Annotated in this window: 25 protein-coding genes; 11 read left to right on the top strand and 14 right to left on the bottom strand. The window is 58.5% G+C overall.

Annotated elements, in window-relative coordinates:
- Positions 1-8: 8 nt before the first annotated feature.
- From VOI22_RS05285 to VOI22_RS05270, 4 genes are read left to right on the top strand one after another with little or no spacing between them, the layout of a single operon-like run.
- On the top strand, positions 9-2,576 hold the full coding sequence (locus VOI22_RS05285; RefSeq protein WP_323795515.1) for an ATP-binding protein: 2,568 nt from the start codon (positions 9-11) through the stop codon (positions 2,574-2,576).
- On the top strand, positions 2,570-4,078 hold the full coding sequence (locus VOI22_RS05280) for a SpoIIE family protein phosphatase (RefSeq protein ID WP_323795514.1): 1,509 nt from the start codon (positions 2,570-2,572) through the stop codon (positions 4,076-4,078). Before VOI22_RS05285 ends, VOI22_RS05280 begins: the two co-directional genes overlap by 7 nt.
- Before the next feature lie 57 nt (positions 4,079-4,135).
- Complete coding sequence (locus VOI22_RS05275; protein WP_323795513.1) at positions 4,136-4,453, top strand: STAS domain-containing protein; 318 nt, start codon at positions 4,136-4,138, stop codon at positions 4,451-4,453.
- 13 nt (positions 4,454-4,466) lie between these two features.
- Positions 4,467-5,921, top strand: coding sequence for a sigma-54 dependent transcriptional regulator (locus VOI22_RS05270; protein ID WP_323795512.1), 1,455 nt, complete (start codon positions 4,467-4,469; stop codon positions 5,919-5,921).
- Here VOI22_RS05270 and VOI22_RS05265 read toward each other — a convergent pair.
- The 6 genes from VOI22_RS05265 to VOI22_RS05240 all read right to left on the bottom strand — a co-directional run bounded on the left by VOI22_RS05265 (position 5,918) and on the right by VOI22_RS05240 (position 10,945).
- Positions 5,918-6,622 (bottom strand): AAA family ATPase, encoded by a 705-nt coding sequence (locus VOI22_RS05265; RefSeq protein WP_323795511.1) that lies wholly within the window; start codon positions 6,620-6,622, stop codon positions 5,918-5,920. The two genes, VOI22_RS05270 and VOI22_RS05265, sit on opposite strands and share 4 nt — an antisense overlap.
- A 12-nt stretch (positions 6,623-6,634) precedes the next feature.
- A complete protein-coding gene (locus VOI22_RS05260) occupies positions 6,635-8,764 on the bottom strand; it encodes an SLBB domain-containing protein (protein WP_323795510.1) in 2,130 nt (709 codons plus the stop codon).
- Positions 8,746-9,222, bottom strand: coding sequence for a hypothetical protein (locus VOI22_RS05255; RefSeq protein WP_323795509.1), 477 nt, complete (start codon positions 9,220-9,222; stop codon positions 8,746-8,748). The genes VOI22_RS05260 and VOI22_RS05255 overlap by 19 nt, the downstream gene beginning before the upstream one ends.
- A 10-nt stretch (positions 9,223-9,232) precedes the next feature.
- Positions 9,233-9,544, bottom strand: a complete 312-nt coding sequence (locus VOI22_RS05250; protein ID WP_323795508.1) for an STAS domain-containing protein — start codon at positions 9,542-9,544, stop codon at positions 9,233-9,235.
- Between the two features lie 148 nt (positions 9,545-9,692).
- On the bottom strand, positions 9,693-10,118 hold the full coding sequence (locus tag VOI22_RS05245) for a hypothetical protein (RefSeq protein ID WP_323795507.1): 426 nt from the start codon (positions 10,116-10,118) through the stop codon (positions 9,693-9,695).
- Positions 10,115-10,945, bottom strand: a complete 831-nt coding sequence (locus VOI22_RS05240) for an archaeosortase/exosortase family protein (protein WP_323795506.1) — start codon at positions 10,943-10,945, stop codon at positions 10,115-10,117. Before VOI22_RS05240 ends, VOI22_RS05245 begins: the two co-directional genes overlap by 4 nt.
- A gap of 563 nt (positions 10,946-11,508) precedes the next feature.
- Between VOI22_RS05240 and VOI22_RS05235 the strand changes: the two genes are divergently transcribed.
- Genes VOI22_RS05235 through VOI22_RS05220 form a run of 4 tightly spaced genes read left to right on the top strand, consistent with a single transcriptional unit; the run spans position 11,509 to position 15,250 of the window.
- Entirely contained in the window at positions 11,509-12,783 is a 1,275-nt protein-coding gene (locus VOI22_RS05235) for an HlyD family secretion protein (RefSeq protein WP_323795505.1), read from the top strand.
- On the top strand, positions 12,780-14,747 hold the full coding sequence (locus VOI22_RS05230) for a glycosyltransferase (RefSeq protein WP_323795504.1): 1,968 nt from the start codon (positions 12,780-12,782) through the stop codon (positions 14,745-14,747). Before VOI22_RS05235 ends, VOI22_RS05230 begins: the two co-directional genes overlap by 4 nt.
- Before the next feature lie 12 nt (positions 14,748-14,759).
- Positions 14,760-15,080: an STAS domain-containing protein gene (locus VOI22_RS05225; protein ID WP_323795503.1), complete on the top strand. Its 321-nt coding sequence runs from the start codon at positions 14,760-14,762 to the stop codon at positions 15,078-15,080.
- Complete coding sequence (locus VOI22_RS05220) at positions 15,077-15,250, top strand: hypothetical protein (protein WP_323795502.1); 174 nt, start codon at positions 15,077-15,079, stop codon at positions 15,248-15,250. Before VOI22_RS05225 ends, VOI22_RS05220 begins: the two co-directional genes overlap by 4 nt.
- Before the next feature lie 11 nt (positions 15,251-15,261).
- Here the strand turns inward: VOI22_RS05220 and VOI22_RS05215 are convergent, their stop codons facing one another.
- Genes VOI22_RS05215 through VOI22_RS05190 form a run of 6 tightly spaced genes read right to left on the bottom strand, consistent with a single transcriptional unit; the run spans position 15,262 to position 20,147 of the window.
- Complete coding sequence (locus tag VOI22_RS05215) at positions 15,262-15,507, bottom strand: hypothetical protein (RefSeq protein ID WP_323795501.1); 246 nt, start codon at positions 15,505-15,507, stop codon at positions 15,262-15,264.
- Positions 15,486-15,662: a hypothetical protein gene (locus VOI22_RS05210; protein WP_323795500.1), complete on the bottom strand. Its 177-nt coding sequence runs from the start codon at positions 15,660-15,662 to the stop codon at positions 15,486-15,488. Before VOI22_RS05210 ends, VOI22_RS05215 begins: the two co-directional genes overlap by 22 nt.
- Position 15,663: 1 nt before the next feature.
- On the bottom strand, positions 15,664-17,586 hold the full coding sequence (locus VOI22_RS05205) for a nitric oxide reductase activation protein NorD (RefSeq protein ID WP_323795499.1): 1,923 nt from the start codon (positions 17,584-17,586) through the stop codon (positions 15,664-15,666).
- A gap of 15 nt (positions 17,587-17,601) precedes the next feature.
- Positions 17,602-18,411, bottom strand: a complete 810-nt coding sequence (locus VOI22_RS05200) for a CbbQ/NirQ/NorQ/GpvN family protein (RefSeq protein ID WP_323795498.1) — start codon at positions 18,409-18,411, stop codon at positions 17,602-17,604.
- Entirely contained in the window at positions 18,408-19,763 is a 1,356-nt protein-coding gene (locus tag VOI22_RS05195) for a cbb3-type cytochrome c oxidase subunit I (RefSeq protein WP_323795497.1), read from the bottom strand. The genes VOI22_RS05200 and VOI22_RS05195 overlap by 4 nt, the downstream gene beginning before the upstream one ends.
- Before the next feature lie 12 nt (positions 19,764-19,775).
- Positions 19,776-20,147 carry a cytochrome c gene (locus tag VOI22_RS05190; RefSeq protein ID WP_323795496.1) on the bottom strand — a complete coding sequence of 124 codons (372 nt, stop codon included), beginning with the start codon at positions 20,145-20,147 and terminating at the stop codon, positions 19,776-19,778.
- Between the two features lie 265 nt (positions 20,148-20,412).
- On the opposite strand from VOI22_RS05190, the gene VOI22_RS05185 reads away from it, so the two are divergent.
- Complete coding sequence (locus VOI22_RS05185) at positions 20,413-20,622, top strand: DUF1858 domain-containing protein (protein ID WP_028465059.1); 210 nt, start codon at positions 20,413-20,415, stop codon at positions 20,620-20,622.
- Positions 20,623-20,647: 25 nt separating this feature from the next.
- Here the strand turns inward: VOI22_RS05185 and VOI22_RS05180 are convergent, their stop codons facing one another.
- Positions 20,648-21,343 carry a Crp/Fnr family transcriptional regulator gene (locus VOI22_RS05180; protein WP_323795495.1) on the bottom strand — a complete coding sequence of 232 codons (696 nt, stop codon included), beginning with the start codon at positions 21,341-21,343 and terminating at the stop codon, positions 20,648-20,650.
- A 99-nt stretch (positions 21,344-21,442) separates the two neighbouring features.
- Here VOI22_RS05180 and VOI22_RS05175 point away from each other — a divergent pair, with 99 nt between their 5' ends.
- A complete protein-coding gene (locus tag VOI22_RS05175; RefSeq protein ID WP_323795494.1) occupies positions 21,443-21,874 on the top strand; it encodes a pseudoazurin in 432 nt (143 codons plus the stop codon).
- 84 nt (positions 21,875-21,958) lie between these two features.
- Positions 21,959-23,140: an NnrS family protein gene (locus VOI22_RS05170; protein ID WP_323795493.1), complete on the top strand. Its 1,182-nt coding sequence runs from the start codon at positions 21,959-21,961 to the stop codon at positions 23,138-23,140.
- On the opposite strand, the gene VOI22_RS05165 is transcribed toward VOI22_RS05170, so the two are convergent.
- A complete protein-coding gene (locus tag VOI22_RS05165; RefSeq protein ID WP_323795492.1) occupies positions 23,107-23,931 on the bottom strand; it encodes an SUMF1/EgtB/PvdO family nonheme iron enzyme in 825 nt (274 codons plus the stop codon). The two genes, VOI22_RS05170 and VOI22_RS05165, sit on opposite strands and share 34 nt — an antisense overlap.
- Positions 23,932-23,939: the final 8 nt, after the last annotated feature.

Raw genomic sequence — 23,939 nt, 5'->3', positions numbered from 1 at the left:
CCAGTCCCATGACCGCATCGCTTCGCAAGTCCATTCTCGCACTCATCGTCCTGGCGTTCACCGTTAGCCTTGGTTTTGGCTTCAAGCACGTCACTACCGTCGATGAGACGCTTGAATCGCGACTTTCCGAAAATGCGGTCTGGGCGGGAGCTCAATTACAGTTCGAACTCGGCCGCTTCCGTGAGAGCCTTTACGATCTTACAAACAATGGCCAGAACGCATCTCCCAAGGAAACATCCACGCGTTTCGACATTCTTTGGAGCCGGGTCCAGGTCTTCCGCAAGGGGGATCTTGCCAAGCTTGTGAACGCAAGCGGCATGAAGCCGGTAGTCGACAATATTCAGTCCCAGATCGAGGAAATTGACAGCATCATCGCCGATGATGGTTTCAAACCCCAGCCGCGGCCGGAAGCGGTCAGGAGCATCCTGGACACCGGCCAAAGCATCACCAGGCTATCGCAGGAACTGACCGCGGGAATCATGCATGGCGAGCAAGTTCGGTTCGTCAACTATATCCGCGATCGCCAATCCGCGATCCATGACATCATGGTCTCCCTGGTTGGTCTGTTCCTCTGTGGCACGGCCTTTACCGTCAGCCTGGTTCTTTCAAACCGGCAGGCGAACAAGGCAACGCTGGCAGCGACAACGGCTGAAGAGGCTGCGAATGCGGCTCGCGAACGCGTAACTGACGCCATCGAATCCATGGCCGAAGGGTTCGCTGTCATTGACAGTGTAGGCCGGTGTGTTTCCGCGAATACTATCTTCAGATTCTTCATGAAACGGTTCTCCGGGAGCGCGCCGACAGGAGATTTCTTTGAAACCTCTCTTGAGACAGGTTTCACTAACAACGCGCTGCTTGATCCTGCCGGTCGTCCCGTAAACAGGATCATGGATGCTCTACGACGCGCCGACGGCACCGGTTTTGAATTCATCATGGACGACGAAACCTGGGTTCGGATCGAAACCCGCCGCGCCACGAACGGCACCATGATCGTCAAACTCGCCGACGTGACGGACCGCAAACGCTGGGAAATCGAAACGGAGAACGCGAAGAACACCGCGATCCGCAATCTGGAAGCACAGTCCCGTTTCCTTTCCATGATGAGTCACGAAATCAGAACGCCACTAAACGGTGTCTTGGGCATATTGCAGATCATCATCGATGAACCCCTCTCCCAGGCCGGTCGGCACTACGTAAAGACAGCGCTTAGTTCGGCCGTCTCCCTGCGTACCGTCATTGATGATGTTCTTGATGCTTCGAAGATCGAGGCAAACGAAATGGTTCTCCGGAAGGAAGCGCTGTCACTGGCCGAGCTGTCGGAAAACGTGCTCGATCTGATGACACCGTTGGCGGACAAATCCGCACTGAGCCTTACACTGACACTCGATCCAAATCTGCCGAAATCGGTCGCTGGTGATTCGGACCGCCTCCGCCAGATCCTGAACAATTTTGTAAGCAACGCGATCAAGTTCACCGAACACGGCAACGTTGCACTTTCGATCGACTGTCTGAGCCAAAGCGACGATCGCTGCCTGGTTCGCTTCTCCGTCGCCGACACGGGGATCGGCATTCCGGTAGAGAATCATGGCGATCTGTTCCGAGCGTTCAAGCAGATTGACTCCAGCTACGCACGCCGCTTTGGCGGAACCGGCCTTGGCCTCGCCATATCCAAAGTTCTCGCGGAAAAAATGGGGGGTGTCGTCGACTTCGAAAGCGCTGTCGGTAAAGGTAGCTGTTTCTGGTTCGACATTCCGTTTGAAGTACTCTCAAGCGAACCGTGGGGAAAACAAGCCGGTCCCAGCACGTCCAGGGTGCTCATTGACCTTTCCGATCGTGCGATTGCGGATGCGTTAAGCACCCAGATCAAGGGCTTCGGCATGAATGTCGTCATTGGGGACTCGTCCAGCCCGCAGACAGATGGCGAAACGGATGTGATCTTGATAAACGACAGTCCTCTCAATGCCTCAACCGCAATCAGTCCGCACAGACACCTGCAAGTCCTCCATGCGGAACACATGCTCGACGATGTAACGGAGGCTTTCGACAGCCGTACACGGTTCCTGCGCTATCCGATCCACCCCACAACCCTTATGAGAGAGCTCCTCGCACCGTTCCCGCCCGTTCTCGTCAGGACCGAACCGGCCCGTCTGTTTGAGGATAAGCGGTCAGGGCCACTCAGGATCCTGCTTGCTGAAGATTGCAAGACGAACCAGTTGGTCATGCGTGCCTTTCTGAAAGACTTTGCGACGGATATCGTTGTCGTGGAAAATGGAAAACTGGCCGTGGACGAGGCGCTAACCAACACCTTCGACCTTGTCCTTATGGATGTCTCGATGCCGGAAATGGATGGTGTCGAAGCAACACAGCAGATCCGGCGGGTTAGCGATATTCCGGTGATCGGTGTGACAGCTCACGCATTCGAATCTGCACTGGCATCTTGCAGGGATGCCGGCATGGACCAGGTCCTGACCAAACCGCTGGCCAAGCAGGAACTGCATTCCACCATCAAGGAAGTGCTTGATAACAGGGACAGAACTGCAGCGACACTCACAGTAACTGGAACTGGATCATGTTGACATTTTCCAAGACATACGGTCCGGAACTTGTTGAAACCCGTCGTCTGCGGGAAGACATCGCGCCAGTGTTGGAGAGCAGCAGTCTCTCCGGAAACCGGATCAACGACCTGATTCTCGTTCTGGTGGAAGCCTTCACGAATATTGTCCGGCACGCAAAACCGCTACCGACTGAAATTTGTGTTTCTGTCGAGACCGAGGACGGCAATCTCATCATCAGCGTCAGTGACAATGGCCCCTATTTTACCGGGTTTGAGACTGCCCGCGAAACGGCTCGGAGCCTCGGTGACCTGGCAATGATGGAATGCGGCATGGGCCTCAACCTCATTTTCAGCCTCACCAGTTCTGTTGCCTATCTGTCATCCGAAAGCCACAATGAGCTTGTCGTTCGCGAGCCGCTGCCTGCTTCCGAGCGGAAAACGATTGTCGCAATCGACGACGACCCGGTCGGCCTCAAGTTGATCGAGGCTTTCCTCGGAGACCTTTACGAGGTTCACCCGTTCAACAAAGGCAGTGAAGCGCTCGACCATATCAACAGCGAACATCCGGACCTGATCATCTCCGATATCGATATGCCTGACTTGAACGGCCTTGAGCTTCGTGAGTCGCTCCGTTTCGACCCCGCAACCGCTCTAATTCCGTTCATCTTCCTGACCGGAGTCATTGATGAGAAGATCCACGACGAAGCAAACGACCTGGACATCGACGACTTCGTGGAAAAACCCACATCGAAGGGAAAGCTGGTTCGAACCGTCGACCGGGTTCTGAAGCGATCTTCCCGGATTAGGCAATCGGCAGCCGCTGCATTCGAGGCGAGTGTTACCAACTCACTGCGTTCCAGCACGCCCGCTGAACTCGGCCGCTTCCATTTTTTCGCGGAGGAGATAGCAGCATCGGCGGGTGGCGGAGACTTCATGGTTCACGTCAGCGGCGACGATTTCCTTACAGTCGTATTGCTCGATGTGATGGGGCACGGCATTCCGGCAAAAGTGTTCGCACATGCCTATTCTGGCTACGTCCAGTCGATCATGTCGCTCGACGAAACGGCCCGAGACCCCGCCCGCGTACTGCAGGGGTTATCCAGCCATGTGGCGCGGGATACCCGATTGACCTCGACCATTGTCACAGCAGTCGCTGCAACCTTCAGCGACAGCGGCAAGGTAGTCGTTGCCTCCGCCGGGCACCCCCGACCACTCGTCTATCTGCAAGGCACAGGGTGGCGCCCGGTACCGATCAGTGGGGTCCTGCCAGGGCTCTCTAACGAGTTGCCCGAGACGAAGACACTCCAACTTGGAAGCGGCGACGCCCTGTTGCTGTTTACGGACGGTATCAGCGAGGCTCTGTGTCGCGAGCGCCCAGAAGATGCACTGCTGAGCGCGCTCGGAGGGCTGCCGCCTCCGGATAGCGCCACGCTCACAAAGCTCAACGAGATCGCGGACAAAGCCGGACACGGCCGCGAACAGGATCAGGATGACAGATCGACTTTTCTTGCCGTTGCCAGATAACGCAAAGACAAGAGTGATGCATCTTTCACCCTTCCAACAAAACGGATCGGACAGTCAATGACCGGGCACTTGCTCAATATTGAGATTGTTGAGGGAATTCTTCGGGTTGAGGTTGCCGGTGCGCTCGATGCGGAGACCGCGTTTCATCTCGACCAGCAAATTATCGCCAGATATACGGACGCTGCCGGCGGGATCGTTCTTGATCTCAACCGCACTGAATTTATGGACAGTGCGGGAGTTGGGTTCGTCGTACGATTGCGCGAACATGCGAAGAGTGCATCTAATTCATTTGAGATAACCGGTGCCGGCGGCCAACCCAGACGATTGCTTGAACAGATCGGCGGGATCTCGATACTGGAACTAAAAGCGAATTGAGGGGACATTGCCAATGCCTGAAACCGTTGAAGCCCTGATTGTCGAGGACAGTCCCTCGATCAGCCGGATGCTGGAAAGCTGGCTTGCGGAAGAAGGCATCTCTTGCCACGTGACGGATAGTCTCGCCAAGGCAATGGAGTTCGTTAACCGGACACCTCCCAGCGTCGCGCTTGTCGACCTGGGGCTTCCCGACGGAGATGGCATGGATCTGATCCGGGAGATCTCGGAAAAGGAAATCCCCGTCTACCCGATCGTGATCACCGGTCAGGGCTCGCTGAATGTCGCTGTCGAAGCCATGAAGGCCGGGGCCCGCGATTTCATCGTCAAGCCACCGAACAAGACACGATTTGTCGTCAGCGTGCGCAACGGTCTAGAGACACAACGCCTCCTCGAAGATGTCACCACATTGCGCGAAACCTTCGCGCAGGACAGATTTCACGGCTTTATCGGCTCCTCAACCGCCATGCAGGCGGTCTACAAGACAATCGAGGCGGGAGCCACATCCAAGGCAACGGTTTTCATCACGGGAGAAAGCGGGACCGGCAAGGAGCTTACCGCTGAAGCCCTGCACCGCCAGGGATCACGCAAGAACGCTCCCTTCGTGGCCCTGAACTGCGGTGCCATTCCGCGGGACCTCATGGAGTCCGAGATTTTCGGGCATGTCAAAGGTGCCTTCACCGGAGCGACGACTGACCGCGAAGGAGCCGCCGCCCGGTCGGACAAGGGCACCCTATTCCTGGACGAAATCTGCGAAATGGATTTCGAACTTCAGGTAAAACTTCTTCGCTTCATCCAGACAGGGACCTTCCAGAAGGTTGGGGGATCAAACACCGTTTCCGTTGATGTGCGCTTTGTTTGTGCAACCAACCGGGACCCTTGGGAGGAAGTGCAGGCAGGTCGTTTCCGCGAGGATCTTTACTACCGTCTGCACGTTATCCCCCTGCAGCTCCCGCCTCTGCGGGCGCGGGGCGGCGACGGCTTGGAAATTGCCAAGAACTTCCTCCAGACGATGAGCAAGGAAGAAGGCAAAAACTTCGAACGTTTCTCGGACGATGTCGCGCAGATTATTCTCGGCTTTGAGTGGCCCGGTAATGTGCGGCAGTTGCAGAACGTGATCCGTAACATGGTCGTGCTGAATGACGGCGACACGGTCACACGGGAAATGCTGCCGCCGCCACTGGACCGTTTCGATCCGAGGACAGCACCGCGCTTTCAACATGAAACACATTCCAGCGCGCCGGCAGTCGGTGGACCCGCGCCGATTGCCAGTCCGGCTGACATTCGGCCGCTATGGATTATGGAACGGGACACGATCGAGAACGCGATCACGATTTGCGACGGTAACATTCAGAAAGCCGCGCGCCTGCTCGACATCAGCCCGTCCACGATCTACAGGAAACGTGTCACCTGGGAGGAGCTTGAAGCGCAAGGCGCCGGGCAGCCGGCTCCCGCCAGTGCCGCTTACTAGGGTCGTTCATAAAGGAATCCCACTTTGCGAATTTGACGTGCCAGCCAATTGGCGCCGGCAGGAAAGACAGGGTTCAGCCGCATAGCCTCGCGCTCAAGTTCCGCCCCGAGAGATGGATTATCCCGGTCGCTGGCGGCAACACCGAGGATGGATATGCCTTCATCGGCGAGCAAGGCCGTCGCACGCTCAAGATTGGCCTGCCTGGTTACCCGCATCATCACCGCGAGGAGTACGGTCCTGGCCGCACGGGAGACGGTGAAAGGCGGCACATTTCGCGCATTGCTCAGCAACAGCGGCGCGATGTCCAGGACGATCAGGTCGTAACTCTCCTCAAGCCGGTCCAGCATGCGCTCCAGTGAACCGGTCTCCCGGAAGGCCGGAGAAAGAGGCTCATCCAGTGGTGCCGGTAATACCGACATGCCGTCGCTGCCGAAATTGACGATCTTGTCCGTCAGGTCCTCGATGTTCGGGTTCCATTCTACCCGTTCCACCCCAAGCAACGCGCCAAGAGACGGCTTGTAAACATTCAGATCGATCAGCAGGACCCGTTTTCCGGCGCGGCTTGCACGCCGTGCGAGACTGTAGGCCAGCGTGGTGGCACCCTCGCCCGGGCTGACCGAAGCGACGGCGAAGCGGCGCACATTGCGGGAGACGATATGCCTGTAGAGCGTATCTATTTCAGTGTAATTGGCGGGGATCATTTTCCGTCCTTCTCAGAGCACGCCGGCAAGGGCGAACAAGGCGAGCAATTGACCTGCATCCTTCACGAAGCCCGTGAAGCGGGTCCAGTTGTCCTGCGACTTATCGGGCACGTAAACGGTGTCGCCCGGACGAACCAAGGGAAGCATGCGGACATCGCCGCTCTTTGCGAAATCGATCAAATCGAAGGTCCTGGCCTGATCGCGGCAGCAGGAAAGATTAACGACAAGGATCTTGTCCTGAAGAGCGGTCCCCGTCGGCCCACCGGCCTCGGCCAGCAGATCGAGAATTGTCATCTCGTCACTGAATACGTAGCGGCCAGGCTTACCGACCGAGCCTAGGACCCGAACCGTGCGTTCCTTGGACTTGTCGATCCACTCACGGCCGCGCTCAGGGACAAAAACCGCGTCACCAGGCTTGATGCCAGGCAGCAGCATTTCATCCCCGGTTCGGAAATAGAGCTCGAGATCGACAGTGGAAACCCGGGTCTTCTCCTCTCCGCGATGATTGATCCGTATGCTGTGCAGATCAGCACTCGGGGTCGGTCCGTCGGCGGCTGAAAGAATATCCAGCAGATTCAGGGACGGATCGAAGGCATAGCGCCCCGGCGCCTTGACGGCTCCGAAAACATAGAGCGAGCGTTCGGCAGGCTGCCGCATCCACTGGCTCTTGTTGTCCTTCGGATCCCAGGGAAGTTCCGGCACCATAATCGTGTAGCCGGCCATGATCGTCGGTACATCGGATAGTTTGCCGCCGTTCTTGAGATATTTATCGAGATCGAAGCGGACGCTTCGGACGGTTCCGTCGTCCGACGGCATCGTGATCTGGATGGCCCCGATATCAGCGCGCGGGGTCGGCCCCCCGGCATGCGCCAGAAGATCCATGAACGTCATCTCGTCGGACCACTCGAAGCGTCCCGGCTTGGCAACCTGGCCCATCACATGGACGGCACGAGAAGGAGCTACCTTCAGCCAAGACTTTTCGTTCAGGTCCAGTTTCTCAGGCACAAAGATGGAGTCGCCCGGGAACAATTGCGGTAGCGTAACGCCAGAGCCACCGACTTCGGAATACATTGCCAGATCAAATGGTTCTGCCGTCCCGTTTTTCCGCAGGATGCGTACCCGCTTGGTGTCGGCAAAGCGCGTCGGACCACCGGAATTCGCAAGCACATCGAGGAATGAGGTCTCGTCCTGCACTTCGAATGCGCCCGGCTTGAACACCTCGCCCATGACGTAGACGATGCGCGAGCCTTTCTTCACTCCAACGGTTTCAATTGGCACGAAGATGGTCGAACCCGGCCCGACCGAAGGGATCGTGGAGGTATCACCGGTATCAAGGTAAAGCTTGAGATTGAAAGGCTGCGGTTCTCCGTTCGTGATCACCCGGATCTGTTCCACGGCGGCATAGCGGGTCACCCCCCCTGCCCGCATGATCAGATCGACCACGCTTTGCCCGTCAGCGTAGCCATATGCGCCGGGCGAGCGGACTTCGCCGAAAATCTTGACCCCCGTCTTGTTCTCTGCCGCGTCGCCGCCTTCTGTAAGCGTGCGCGCATCGAACTCAACCTGCACATTGCCGGTAAGCGGCGAAGCAGGGACAAAAACCGTGTCCATGGTCCGTAGCGCCGGGATCAGTGTCGTATCTCCGGTATCGAGGTATTTCTTGAAATTGAACGTCTCGTTGCGACCGTCACGGCGGAGCTGCATCCGGTCGAGCTGGGCACCAGGGACGAGCCCACCAGCTGCCGTGACCGCCTCCTGGACACCCGCATCGCCGGAAAGGTCGACCGTACCCGGCTGACGCACATAGCCCAGGACTGTGACCAGTTTTCTGTGTTCCTTGAGCGTGGCATCGAAACTCTCGGTATTCCGGTAAACCTTAGACAGCGCCTCGGACAGTTTCGCTTTTGCCTTCTCTACCGACAGCCCCATCAAATTGACATGGCCAATCTCGGGCAGCATGACGCGGCCCTGGTCATCGAGTGGGAAGGCGCCTGTGACGCCTTCTTCCCCGGGCAGGCTCAGGCTCAGCACGTCGCCGGGACCAAGCAGGCCTTCGGCTTCGGCTGTTGCCGAAAGAGCAACGAAGAGAAGCGCCGCGAAAACGATCTGCAGGGCTCCTCGGGTCAACCTGAATGCTCGCATGACAATGTCCGTTTCTGCGCGCCGGTCTTGTTCGAAAGACGTTCCGCCAGCTCGCTCAAGTCCGCCTCGTAGGCGGCAATTTCTTTTTCAGCATCCCATTCGAGACCGGCGGAGAGACCACGCATCGCCCGCCGGCGATCGCGTTCCGCTTTCCAGATCAGAGCCGGAAAGTGGTCCTGGCCACCCGCCTTGCGCAGGGAGTCGAGATGAATATCGGCACAATCGAGGCGGTTGATCTGATATGTCACCCAGCCTTCGTCGTGCAGCGCGGTCAAACGCCAGCCGGTCCACCAATGGTGCGGCTCTGGCCCGGCTTCGGAATTCCAGCCGCCGGGGTCCCAGGCCAGATTTGGAGACAGCGTCGCACGGTGTTCCGCGAACCCGCCCGTCCCGGCTTCCGGGAAAGATGAGCATGCGGAAAGAACCGCTGCGAAGACTGCAATGGAAACGCGCTTCATCTCCAGTTCCTCACGCGGCCAGAGGATTGGTCGGGATAGCGCGGTCGAGGCGCAGCATCGCGATGAGGTCCCGCGGCTGGCCATTGACACCGTGGAGTTCAAGCGTCCGGCTCTGCATTACCAGACGCTTGTAGAGAAACACGATCGCGCCGATACCGGAGCTGTCGATGAAATCTGTCTTCGACATGTCCAGCCGGACATTGCCGCCGGCATCGATGACAAGCTGAAAGGCACTCTTCGCTTCAAACGCCAAAGCAGCGTCGAAGGCTCCACAAATGGAAATGTCGTGATCGGTGTTCGATGATTGAACGATGATGGTCATTGGGTCCTCCATGACTTGCTTTCGAAGTCTATGGAGCAACCCGCGTGCCATTTGCCGGTGCGGGTTTAACGTATTGAATTAGCGTAATATTTTTAGTGTTCACTCAATAAGTCGATATCCCTCTTGCCGCAAATTGCAAGAGGCCCACTCATTCTGCGAGACATGCCGCTTCACCAAACACGAGATGGGCCTCGGCGGACACCCTCTGCTGTCGCAGACGGGAATCAACCCGTCCCAAAGCGAACTCGGTGCCGGTTGCGGGCAATGGCCGGAAAACACCGTCAAACAGATGGCCGCTGCGAAATGCCGCCTGTCCGATCAACGCGGGGAGCACCGCCCACATTTCTCCGCCCCGCTGTACCGGGATGGCCACCAAGCGGCATGCGTCACTTTCCCGATAATAGTCAGTGCCGACGTAGGAGGCGCCGGGCGTCAGTGCCCTTGTTTGCCTTGCGACGTAATTTGCGTCCGCCGCCCAAGCGGTGAATTCCGTTCGGCCGGATTGCCGGTCCACCGCTTCTCGTGCGCTCAGGACGCACAGTGGTGCCAACAGCACGAGAAGCCAGCGCTTCATGCTCCGGTCCCCCGCTTCGGGAACAGCAGGACAAGGACAACAGCGCAGATGGCAAACCCCATCACCTGGTTTGCTGCCTCATTGTGTAGCTGCCCATAGAATTGCGGAGAGAAGAGCATGGCCGTCAGCCTGCCGAGATTGAGCAGTGCAGTGAAAACAGTGACTATCGCCAGAGTGACAACGAGCTTTACCGAATTGACACGCAGCAGACGGCCGAGAGCCAGGGTCAGAACAGCAGCCTCCGCAATCAGAATGAAACTGGAGCACTCTGTCAGAAGCACGACCTGGCGCCCTGACAGGAACAGAACACTCCCGCTCAACTGATGGGTCTCGCCCGCGACTGCCAGCAATTTGCCGAGCATCCTGGCCTCGCTTTCGAGCAGAGTTTGGCTGACCACATCCGCACCAACTCCGGAGAAGAACTCCGACAAAGCAGTAACGGCCAGCATGAAAGCCGCCGCGCACAGGTTCGTATCTTTTGCCGATTTCGCTGCCACACCAATGGCGAATGCTGCGATCAGAATGGCTACAATTATCGAAATACCGCCGGCAGGAGCAGGGCTGATGAAGAGCAGAAGAGCCAACGGGCCGGCTATGCGGCCGGACACACGAGGACGTGACCGCTGAAGATCGACCGCAACCGCCACTGCACACAAAACAGAAACTGTAACGGGCCATGACGTCCCGGCATACAGTCCGCGCCAAAGCCATCCCGCAGATATTAGAGCGAGGGCGATCCAGACGACATCGCGGCAAAGGAGCGGCCTGTCCAGAGCGCGCCAGCACGGCGCGGCGTAACCGCCCGCTTTACCGACGGCGGCACGCATAACAGCCGGCGATCAGGAGGATGATTCCAGTCGCCACGTTCAGCGCAGGTCCGGGCACCGGCTCCACGCTCGATTCCGCGAGCTGCGCCTGGCACCACCATGAGATAGCCGCACTGCAATTGGCGTTCGTCGAGCCGTTCGTGGCCCCATCTTTAAAAGCGGTGGTGTTGAAATTGTCCTCAGCCGCTGTGACCAGAGAACTCTGGCCAGCCAAAAGAACAAGGGTGCATAGGATCACTCTGAACATCTCTTCCTCCGAGCAGGATCAATATTTCAGAACCCTCAACGCAAGAAACAGACCAGAGGGGTTTACACTCCCTTTCCTCGCCGCCCAACAAGCTTCACATTGTTTCTAAAGGCTTTTCCCGCGCTGCAGGTCTGATCCAGATGTGTCGGCCATGCAAGTTGCGTCGATCGCAGATTGCAATTTGCAAGGGTCCAACGCTCAAAGCGCCTCGCCTATCGCCCCCATAAATCATAACGCACTGACTTTATTGATTATAATTTAACTACAGAAGATGGCCCGAACTTTGCGGCAAGTGGACCAACTATTGGAGTTCGCTATGCCCATACGCCCGAACCGCATTTTTCTCAGCGTGGCCATCATCGGTGCAGCAGCATTTGGCATGAGCCCGTCTGTGTTCGTGATTCCGAGCATCGATGCTGTCGTGAATGCCGAAATCACCGTCGTCTCCTCGATGAGCGAAGGCACGGTGAAAGGCGGACCGCCTGCTGTCGGCACCCGGGTCCGCAAGGGCTCCCAATTGGCGGAGACCTACAACAATCGCCAAGACCAAAGCTTCATGGGAGAACTGCGCACCGAAAAGGTCGCGCTCACTGAGCGGATTGACGCGCTTGATCGTCAGGAGAATGCGCTACGGGATACGGCCGATGAGCTCGCAGCGCGTGTCAGCGCGTATGGTGACTTCACTCTGAAGCACCTCTCCAGGAGGCTGGCGGAAGCCGAGGCGGATCGTGAAGCGATTGCAGCCGAGCGTCAGCATGCCGGGCGCGAACTTGACCGTCAGAAAACGCTGCTTTCCAAGGATGCAACGTCGAAGGCCAAGTTCGAAAATGCTGAATTCAAGGTTAAGCAACTCGATGCACGGCTCTCGCAAAAGAACGCAATCATCGAAAGGCTGAATGTCCGTCGACAGTCCGTTCAGCAGACGACGTTCCTTTCCGAAGGCCAAAACGACGTTCCCTATTCGCAGCAGCGGTTGGACGAAATCCGCTTGCGGCTGTTCGACCTCGAGGCCCGCCGCAGCGAATACACCATCCGCGTCAGAGAGATCGAGCGCCAGTTCGAGACAGAGACAAAACGTCTCGCGGCCACGCGGCTCACACGGCTCTACTCACCGGTCGACGGCATCGTCTGGAAACGGTTTGTCAAACCGGGAAACGAAGTGGTGACTGGCATCGAACTGCTTGAAATCGTCGATTGTGCGAATGCATTTCTCGACGTGTCCCTGGAAGAGGAGAGCTTCTCCCGGATCCGCATCGGAGATGAGGCGGAGGTCCGCTTGGTCGGTGCCAACGCCCCCTTCTCAGCCAGGGTTCTTGCACTCCGCGGTGCTGGCGCGATTACAGAAGATCGCCTGCTCGCCGCCCGCCCGCAGATGCGTGGCCCACGGGAGTTCCAGGCGATCCTCTCCTTTGATCCGCAGCAGCATGGCGCCGGGCCCCAAAACTTCTGCTTGATCGGCCGATCCGCCGAAGTTGCCTTCACACGCTTTGCAGACACCGGGCGGTTCGCCACCGTCGCGGACGCCTTCGGCGCGATCCGCAATTTCATCGTCAAGACCGCTGCCGCCGCCATTCCGGAGAACCTGAAGTGACTGGTTTGTTGACCAATATCGCGTTTGATGTGCCAGCACTGACCCCGTTGATTCTGGCCGTTCTCTTCATTGCTTTCGCGATGCAGCAACTTCACCGGGCAAATAATCGCGATCGACTGATCGTGGTCTCTCTGACAGCGGTCTGCTTCATCCGCTACGTCATATGGCGTGCCGATCAGCTCCTCTCGGCAAAAGGCGGAAGCGGGGAAATCGCCTATGCGTGGGGGACCTTTGGGCTTGAAATGCTGGCCCTGCTCGAAATCGCCGTCTTTCTGCTGATCATGTCCAGAACAGCGGACCGTAAGCCCGCAACCGACAGTGCCGAGCGTGCGCTGCTGGCCAGGCCAGCGGAACAGTTCCCGTCAGTCGACATCCTGATTCCGACCTACAACGAAGGCCGCGAGGTTTTGGAGCGTAGCATCATCGCCGCGCGCGGGATTCACTACCCGAATTTCAAGGTCTGGGTCTGCGACGACGGGAACGCGCGAACCTGGCTTCGTGACCTGTGCGCCTTTCATGATGTCGGCTATATCGCCCGAACAGATCGCTCCCATGCCAAGGCCGGCAATATCAACAATGCGCTCAACCTCACAGATGGGGAGATCGTGGCAATCTTCGACGCCGACTTCGCTCCGACACGGAACTTCCTGCTTCGTACGACCGGATTGTTCGAAGAACCCAGCATAGGCCTCGTCCAGACGCCCCAACATTTCTTTAACAAGGACCCGATCCAGACCAATCTGGCGGCGCTACAGGAGATTCCCGACGAACAACGCCTGTTCTTCGACCACATGGCGCCGAGCCGGGATGCCTGGGACGCCGCTTTCTGCTGCGGGGCGGGCTCGATCATGCGCCGTTCTGCGGTCGAGGCCATCGGCGGTGTGCCAACCGGGTCGATCACCGAGGACCTGCTTACATCTCTTGCCATGCTCCGGGTCGGCTACCGCACGCGGTATCTGAACGAGCGGCTGGCTTCGGGACTAGCCCCGGAAAACATGAACGCCTACATCGTCCAGCGGCAGCGCTGGTGCCGCGGCGCCATCCAGGGGCTTTTCCTGAGTCAGGGGCCGCTCGGTCCCGGACTCTCTCTCAAGGATCGTGTGCTCTATTTCCCGCTCGGGTGGATCGCACAGCATCCTCTGAAATTGTTCATGCTACTGGTGCCGATAATCTATTTTTTCACCGGCACCTCTCCGTTCCCCGGACTCACGCTAGCGGCTTTCTTCGAGATCATAGCCCCTCTGATTCTCCTCGCGACGGCGGCAATGATGTGGCTGGTTCCCGGGTGCTATGTTCCGCTGGTCTCAGCCGCAGTCGGCATCCATACCGCGCTGCATGTCTTTCCGACCGTAGTCGCTTCGCTGATATGCCCATTCGGCGTACCGTTCCAGGTCACTCCAAAAGGAAAGGCAGCTGAGCAGCGAACCGTCGATCGCCTCGGTCTCGGCTTCGCCATTCTCATCGGCTTGCTGACGGGGTTCGGCCTGTTGTGGAACGGCTTCGCCTGGCGCGGGAACCACGATGCCGCCAGCTTCAATCTGGTCGCAAATCTCTGGGGCTGCCTCAATCTGGTGATCTGCTTTCTGATCGGTCTCATCGCAATTGACCGCAGCCGCCTCCGTAGCGAGGAGAGATTCAACTTGAACGAGCCGTCCGTCATCACCTGTGTGGAGGAGGCTCTTCCTGGCCGCCTTGTCGACTTGTCGGCAACTGGTGCGCAATTAACACTGGCCAACGCCCCGGCGGTGGGCAGCGATGTCGAGCTCGAGATATTCGGTATTGGTGCCGTCCCCGGCCGGGTCGTCCGAAGCACGTCGGCCGGCGTCGGCATTCTGTTCGGTGCCCTCGATATCGACGTGCGCACAAAACTGATTGACCGCCTAAGCGCCGGCGATCTCGACAACAGTGTCCGATCGGCAAACTGGCTCGGTATTGTCCGTCAAACCCTTCGCAACTTCGTCTGAGGAGAAAACAAAATGGAAATCCGCATACGTCTGGACTCAAGCCCACTCAGCATCACGCTGGAAGGCTCGCTCGACGGCACATCGGCTTCCGCCCTGCGAGATCAGTTCTTCGACGTTTCCCTGACAACGAGCGGAGCTGTAATCGTGGATATCAGCGCCGTGGATTTCATGGACAGCGTTGGCCTCGGCCTTCTGGTCTCCTTCTACCGCCAACTCGGCGCCAAGGGCCGCCTCCTGCACGTTACCGGCGCAACCGGCCAGCCCAACGACCTGCTGCGCATTACCGGCAGTGGCCGTGTGCTGTGCTTGCCAATAAAAGAAAACGCAGCGTGACCATCAGCAGCCTAAGCACCGCCACGGAACGCTTCATCGGGATGTTTACTGAATCCTTGGGCTGGATTAAAAAACTAAACGTCGAAGCTCGGCCTGATCAACCTGACTTCTTCGCGAACTATCGGGCTACCTTCCGCTCACACGACCTGCTGATTTCACTTGAGCGGTAAGACGGCTAAATTCACCGAGGTTTCTCGGCATTTATAATCAGGCGTTTGATGTGGGCGGCGAAAAACCACGTGGCAGGGATGCCCAGGACCAAGCCGCCGACAATGGATTCATAAGGGGTCAGCACACGCCAGCCGAGCCAGCTGAAGATCAATGATGCGAAGAACAGATTGACGGCAGCGGCGCCCGCGCCGAACGGATAGAGGCCTGCCAGCAGCTTCCATCCCGGCCGCGTGCTCACCGCCGGGTCACCAGCCACTGCACGGCCGCCAGAGCCAGCAACAAAGCGACAGATGCCAGCAAGAACCAGCCCTCCGCCGTTGCGGTTTGCGGGTTCGGGATCGGGCGCTGGAAGCTTGCCGCATGGGTCTGGAACGGCATCATCAAAGCGCAAAAAAAGAGCAGCGTTCGCATGTCAGGTCTCCTGTATCAGTGAGCGATAAATGTCCGGAAGAGCACGGATCAGGCGCCCGGGATCGGGCAGAAGTGTGAAGCCGGCGCGGTTGAAGATCCGTGCGAACCAGTCCTGACCATCAGCGTCGACGACGATGCCGTAAACCGACTGCCCCTGCATACGCGCCTCGTGCACGGCCATGCGGCTGTCCTCGATACCGTGCACGCCTTCATAATGGTCGAGATCGTTCGGCTTGCCGTCGGTGAGGACCAGCAGGAGCTTGCGCGCGGCAGTCTCCTTGGCCAATTGCGCTGCGGTATGGCGGATGGCCGCGCCGAGCCGCGTGTAATGGCCCGGGCGCAGGCTGCCAATCCGTTCGGTGACCCTGGCCGACATCGGTGCATCGAAACTCTTGCAGCGGGTCAGGAAGACGCGGTCGCGACGAAGCGAGGAGAAACCCCAGATGCCGAACCGGTCCCCGGCGGCATCGATACCACCGGCAAGCGCCATCAAGGCCTCGCGCGCCGTGTCAATGACCGACCGTTCGCCGATAACCGCTTCGGTGGAACGCGAACAATCCATCAGCACAGCGACACAAAGATCGCGTTCGGTGACCCGCAGACTTTGATAAATCCGGTCACTGCCGGAGCCTGTCACGCGCAACGAAACCTGGGCCGCGATCAGCGCGTCGAGATCAAGCTCCGCACCCTCGATCTGACGTGGGCGCATAATGCGACGCGGATGCAGCGCCTCAAACTGACGGCGGACACGGGCAATCAGGTGTTGGTCGACCTTGATATCCCGAACTGGGTCAGCAGCGGCTTCAGCCTCCAGAACGCGGCAGTGATCGGGCATGTAGGCACGCGCCCGGTGGTTCCATTCGGGATAGGTGTGATGATCAGCCAATCGTTCGTGATCGGCATCCTGCGGCGCAAGGTCGAGATGCAGGCGCAGCCTCGTTGCAGCCCGCTTGTGGTTTTGCGACAGGGTGATGTGATCCTGATCCTCCGCCGCTTTCTGTGCATTGTCCTGATCGTCATCATCGACCGAGCGGTTGAGGTTCATGCTCTCGACCCAGCTCAGGATCGCCTCGAAACGATGGATGATGAAACTGTCCTTGCGATCGGCCTGGTCGCGCTCCTCGCGCTTGCCGATTTTTCGCGTGGTCGTCGCCAGCCCTGGAGGGGCCGTGCCCGGATCCTGCTCAGCGGCTGCATCGCCGGGCGAGGCGCATTCCAGCCGGAGCCAGATTGGTACCTGGGCGGGTGATGTATAGCCGCGGTGCGCGGTCGCGGTTCCGGAACGGGCTTGACGCATCAGCTCAACCGCCGGCTCGGAAAGTGGTGCCTGATCGCCGAGATACCGGAGTGTCAGCTCCTCCAGCGCATTCTCGGTCCGGTGTGAGGCATGCGACGTGCGGGTCTCGAGCACATGAGTGCGCAGTGCCCTGAAAGGATTCGCGAGCCCGGGGCAAGCGGCAAGCGTACGCGACGTCAGCGCCTCCATGGCCAGAAGATGTGCCAGGTCCACAGAAAGTGGATCAGCCGATGGCTTGGGAGAGATCAGCCCTTCACTGCTGGCTGCCATGGCCGCCAGCCACAAATAGGCGGCCCGGTTGAGGTCGGGCGTCGGGAAGGCATCCATAAGCGGGGGCAGCCGCAAGCGCTCACCATCGAAGCTGGCCAAATATTCCAGCTGCCGACCGTCACCGATTGTGCGCATGACGCCGCGCCGGTGCGTGGCCGCTGTCGCAGGCGCGGCACCGATTTCGACACCACCTGCCCCGCCCAATGCCCGAAACAATACCGCCAGAGAGGCCCGCATCGCCTCCAGCGGGACGGCACTCTCTTCATAACCCTCGGGCGCAGCCATGCGGCTGGCCCAGTCATGCCAGAGATTGCCGACCGTCTCTTCAGGCTCCATCAAGTCCAGCGGGCTGATCATCGTGATACTCCCCGATCAGCCGTAGACCACGGCGATCAGATCGCGGAGGGCCTGCTGGATATCCGGCTCGTCGGTCAGCGGCTCGATCACCGCAGCCTCTAGCGCCCGTTCGAGCGGCATGCCGCCCGCAATCAGCGTCGCTGCGTAGATCAGCAGACGGGTCGATGCTCCCTCCTCCAGATCCATGCCCGACAGCGCCCTGATATGACCAGCCAGCCGGACCAGCGGCGCGACACGGCTTTCATCAAGGCCGCTTTCGCAAGCCACGACGGCTGTCTCGGTCGCCGCATCCGGAAAGTCGAAACCGATCGACAGAAAGCGCTGTCTCGTTGACGGTTTCAGCCGCTTCAGGATGTTCTGGTAGCCGGGGTTGTAGCTCGCGACCAGCATGAAGCCCGGCGGCGCGGTCAGCTCTTCGCCGGTGCGGTCGATCATCAGCGTGCGCCGGCTGTCCGTCAGCGGATGCAGCACCACGGTGACGTCCTTGCGCGCCTCGACAATCTCGTCGAGATAGCAGATCGCGCCCTCTCGCACTGCCCGCGTCAGCGGTCCGTCGATCCATTCGGTCTCCCCGCCACGAAGCAGGTATCGGCCGATCAGATCGGCAGCGGAGAGATCGTCATGACAGGCCACGGTGTAGAGCGGGCGCCCTAACCTGGCCGCCATATGCTCCACGAACCGCGTCTTGCCGCAGCCGGTCGGCCCCTTCAGAAGAAGGGGCAGACCATTGGCGTGGGCCGTTTCGAACAACGTGCATTCATTGCCGACTGGCCGGTAGAACGGGACGGGCTGGGTGCCCGTCACGTTTCTTGTTTGGGCGTTCATGCCTGGCCTCTTTCGGGAACCACGGCTTCATCACCGGGCTCGACGATTTCCCGCTGCGGGACAAGCTGGCTGTAAAGGAAGAGCAAAGCGCCCAGTACAACAGCAACACCTGCTCCAAAGCGCATGAGGTAGAAGATCTCAAGCGTGTCCTGCACATCCATGAAGTAGTCACCGACCACCCGTTGCATATGCGTCTGGATCGTGCCGGCAAAGGTCAGCACGAAAGTCATGAAGGCCATGCCGCCTGTCATCAGCCAGAAACTGCACATGTTCAGCACCTGATTGTAGGGCGAGCGGCCCCGCAACACCGGCATGGCATAGGTGAACATTGCTAGGTTCAGGGCGACATAGGCGCCATAGAAAGCAAGATGCCCGTGTGCTGCCGTCACCTGCGTGCCGTGGGTGTAGTAGTTCACCCCGTGCAGCGTATGCAGGAAGCCCCAGACGCCGGCGCCGAAGAAGGCCACCGTCGCTGAACCGAGAGACCACAGAAGTGCAGCCTTGTTCGGATGGTTGCGTCGGCCTTTCCAGACCATGATGAACGCGAAACTCATCATGGCAAAGAACGGGATCACCTCAAGCGTCGAGAAGATCGAGCCAACCCACTGCCAGTACTCGGGCAGGCCGATCCAGTAGAAATGGTGACCAGTGCCGAGAATGCCGGAGAACAATGCCGTGGCGACAATGACATAGAGCCATTTCTCGATCACTTCACGATCGATTCCGGTCAGTTTGAGCATCAGGAAGGCGAGGATCGACGCCATCACCAGCTCCCAGGTCCCTTCGACCCAGAGGTGGACGATGAACCACCAATACATCTTGTCGAGACTGAGATTAGACGGGTTGATGAAGGCAAAGATCCACAACAGAGACAGCAGCCAAAGCCCGGTCAGAAGGACATTGGTGATCGCAGTCCGGCGCCCCGCAAGTACGGTCAGCGAGATGTTGACGAGGAAGATCACCGCCGCCACCAGAATGCCGAACTTGACCCAGAGCGGTTGCTCGAGAAACTCGCGACCGCCATGGATGCCGACGAGATAGCTCGCGACTGCGCCAAGCGTGCCAACAACCAGGATGATCAGCTGCAGGTAAGCGAGCTTGACCGAGTAGATCTCGCGTTCGCTTTCTTCCGGAACGAGATAGTAGGCAGCACCGAAGAACCCCAGCAGCAGCCAGACTATCAGCGCGTTAGTGTGAATCATCCTGATGATGTTGAACGGCAGCAACTCGGACAATGTGTTCGGAGCAACATATATCCAGCCAGCCAGCAGACCGCCCAGCACCTGAATGGCAAACAGCCCCATCGCTACAATGAAATAGGCGTAGGCCACTTTTTGGGATTTGTATTTCATGATTCTTCTCCCTTAACCCGCGTCATTCGGCGGCCAGTTCTGGGTGTCCGTCTGATCGGCCCAACGCAGGAAGTCGGCGAGCCCGCGCATTTCTTCCTCGGTGATTTCGAAGTGTGGCATTTGCCGGCGACCGGGTGTTCCGGAAGGCTGTGCCTTCATCCACGCATCAAGGATCTCGAAGGCCCCTTCGGGATCGTCGAGAACGCCCCAACGGGTCATCACGTTACCGACTTCCGGCGCGAAATACGCGCCTTCGCCATGCAGCGTATGACAGTTGATGCAGCTATGCCGTTCCCAGACTTCCTTGCCGAGTTTGACCGCGTCGGTCAGCGGCATGCCTGCCGTGGATTTCTCGACGACATAGCGGTGACTGTGGATCGTCATGGCCACGAACACGACTATGAAGAACAGAGATCCTCCATAAAAAATGTTCCTGGCCCGCGATTTTGTAAGGATCTCTGACATTGTGCCGGACCTGCTCGTTATTGCGGATGGAGCAGAAATACCGGGGTCCGGGTTGGGCAATGTTGTCGCAGCGCAAAGAACTCAACGATTTGCCGTGCAACAACGAGGTCACAAAGGATCAATGGCCTTGATCATATGACCACCTTGAGCTGTGGGAGCTTCGAATTGCTGGGACAATAGCGCCATGAGACCGCCGGATATCAACGATCCAGACTTGCCGCTGACAACACTGTTCAAGGAATGGCCCGGGACGCCGGCGGTATTCATAAGGCACCGGATGTTGTGCTACGGCTGCCCTATTGCGCCCTTCCACACGGTTATCGACGCCTGTGCGGAATACAAACTGGATGAAGACGCGTTTCGGGCGGAACTGCGTCAGGCAGCAGGTCTCTAAACCTAGATTCAAGAAGAAGCCCCGGCTAGCTCCCGGCGCCGCTCAGCAAGACCAGACGATGCGCATCCGTCACAACAATATGACGCCGCGTACTTTCCAGAATTCCCTGTTTCTGCCAGGCACTGAGCAGCCGGCTGACCGTATGAAGTGTCGTTCCGGTCATGTCCGAAATATTCTGCCGGGTAACGGGGAAGGCAATTTCAATCCCGTTCTCGACCTTGCGGCCGGACTGATTGGCCATCCTGAGAAGCGCCGCCGCCAGGCGTTGTTCCACGGCCTGGGTCGCCAGCTCCATCAACTGTGAATGCAGTTCTCCCATGCGCTCACCGACAACTTTGTAGGTTTCGGTCGCGAAACCCTCATACTTTGACGTGAAATCGCTCCAGACCCGGACCGGCCACGACAAGGAAACTGTCTCTGCCGCTGCAATTGCCGTCGCAGGATAGGTATCGCGTCCCAGAGCCGGAGCGATGCCGAAAAGCTGACCGGGAGCGATATGCATCGCAATGATGTGCTCGCCCCCCGGCGTTGACTTCACGACCCGGATATAGCCATCCAGCAACAGATAAAACTGGTCGGCAGGCATTCCCTCGGAAAAGACGGTAGCGCCCTCTTCCGCCCGCTTGGAGACGGCCTGATCGAGGATTTCGCGGATCTGGGTGCGCTCAAGGCGTCGGAACGGTGGAAGCCCGACGAGAAGGCTTTCGTCTAATTTATTCAAAACTCGTCCCGAAGTTTGTTGCAGCACAAAGAGCCTCGCGCGGCACTAAAGCATAACGGTGCCAGGCAAAAATACCGAAAACAAAGAACGGATTTTTCGATGTTCAGCAAAATAATGATGGCGACCGCAGCTCTTGCCATGATGGCGGGACCCGCTTTGGCCGAAACCTACGAAGTCAAGATGCTCAACAAGGGCGCTGCGGGCTCCATGATTTTCGAGCCTGATTTTGTTGCCGCGCAACCGGGCGACACGATCCGCTTCGTTGCGACTGACAAAGGCCACAATGTTGAATCTATCAAGGGAATGCTCCCGGACGGGGTCAAGAAGTTCAAGAGCAAGATGAACAAGGACTTCGACCTCGTGGTCGAGACCGAAGGTCTTTACGGGCTCAAATGCACTCCCCACATCGGCATGGGGATGGTCGCCCTGATCCAGGTTGGCAAGGCCAGCAATCTTGAAACCGTGCGTGCAGTGAAGCAGAGGGGCAAGGCAAAACAACGGTTTGATGCCGCGTTCGCCAAGGTCAAATGACCCGCATTTCAGACTGACCCATCCTGAGGGGGCGATGCCACGTATGTGCATCGCCCTTGTCATTTTTAAGGTGGAAACATCGAGATGACCAACGCGACACGGGTGCCCGAGCGTGACCTGGCAGTTTTCAGCTATGGTTTCCGGCCGTTTTTCCTGTCCGCAGCGCTATTCGCGTGCATCTCCGTCTTTCTGTGGATGCTGCTGCTGAATGGAACACTCGAGCTTTCGAGCTCCTTTACCCCGACCGACTGGCATATCCACGAAATGCTGTTCGGATATGCATCGGCTGTCATCGCCGGCTTCCTGTTTACGGCGATTCCGAACTGGACAGGACGCGCGCCCAAACGGGGCTGGCCGCTGGTCTTTCTCGTTATTCTGTGGCTTATCGGCCGGCTTGCGACTGGGGGGATCTTGGGACTGGAGCCGATCAGCGTAATGCTTGCCGATCTGGCGTTCCTTGTCGCCATCGTCGCCACGGTCCTTGTGGAAATTGTCGCCGGCCGGAACTGGCGCAATCTCATGGTCGTGATGCCAGTCATGCTTTTGCTTGGCGCCAACCTCGCCTTTCACCTCGAAATCCATCTGACCGGAGCCTCTGATGTCGGCCGACGTTTGGGCGTCGCTGTTATCGTCTTTCTGATCATGTTGATCGGCGGGCGGATCATTCCGAGCTTTACCCGGAACTGGCTGGTCAAACGCAACAGTGAGCAGCTTCCGGCTGCCATGAACCGGTTCGATGCACTCTGTCTGCTCACAGGTGGTGGAGCGCTACTTGGCTGGTCATTCTTTCCTGATGAGCCGATCGCCGGCTGGATAATGCTCGGGGCTGCCGGTCTGCAGGGCGTCCGTTTGAGCCGGTGGCGAGGCGCAAGCACTTGGAGATCGCCTCTTCTGCTTATGCTGCATGCTGCCTATGCCTTTATTCCGCTTGGGCTCGCTGCCACTGGCGCGGCTTCAATTGGTTGGATATCTCCGGCCGCCGGTGCCCATCTGCTTGGCATCGGTGCTATCGGCGGAATGACAATGGCAGTCATGATCCGGGCTTCTCTTGGACATACAGGTCACAAGCTGGAGGCTGGGCCGCTGCTGAGTGTTGCGGCGGGCATGATTTTCAGCGCAGCACTTGTTCGGGTGTGCTTTCCGGAGGCATTTGTCGGAAGTGTTTCCGGTCTTTGGATAGCAGCGGCTCTGTGGATTTCGGGCTTTGCCACTTTCTTGCTGAAAATTGGCCCCTATCTGACCAGAACCAGCCGAAAGCCCACGTAATCCGCCGGCAAGCCGGCGGCACAGCCGCCGACTTTCGGATTGCGGACCAGATCGATGACAATCGCCCGGTGCTTTCCTTCGGCGATATGAGCCCCGCAATATTCCTGTTTCGCCAGGGGCTTCACCCCATCAGCCGTCAGATCCGTGTTGGCTACACAGGTATTGGTCCACTCCCAGACATTGCCTGAAAGGTCGGATAGACCGTGAGAGTTCTCGCCGAATGCCCCGCGCGGCTTGAGGTCTGTTTCGACACCTTCACGGGCCGCGACATTGCGGGCATAGGCCTCCAGCCAGCGCTGCGCCGGGTCGTCTTTCGCTTCTTCCACGATGGCCTCTTCAACAAAGCGCTCGGCTGCCGCGCGCTGCCATTCCCTGTCATCAGGAAGACGCCAGTCGAGGCCCGTCTGGCGCGAGAACCAGGCGGCATATGCCGTCGCGTCATACCAGTTGACTTCGGTTTGAGGCATTTCAGCACTTGTCGGGCTACCGCCCTGGGAAACTTCTGAAGCCTTGCAGGCACCGTCCGCGACACAGGCAGCATACTCGGCGCGGCTGACCTGAAACTTCATGATTTCAAGAGGCGTTTCTGCGTCGTGCTGTTCCAAGGGTGCCTCAACAAGCTTACCGTAATAGCGATAATTCCCGGCGGGCCGATACGTGTACGGACCCGGCTCGACCACGACGGTCTCGGGCAAATCGGTGATCGCGGGCGCTGAAATGTTCCAGCCGATAATTGCAGCAACGGATGCGGTCAGAACAAGAGCGGAGAGCGGTACAGTCAGGGAGCGCATTTCCATAT

Source organism: Nisaea sp. (assembly GCF_034670185.1).
Classification (GTDB): domain Bacteria; phylum Pseudomonadota; class Alphaproteobacteria; order Thalassobaculales; family Thalassobaculaceae; genus Nisaea.
Note: the sequence above shows the minus strand (reverse complement) of the source record. Positions and strands in the feature narration are given on the sequence as shown.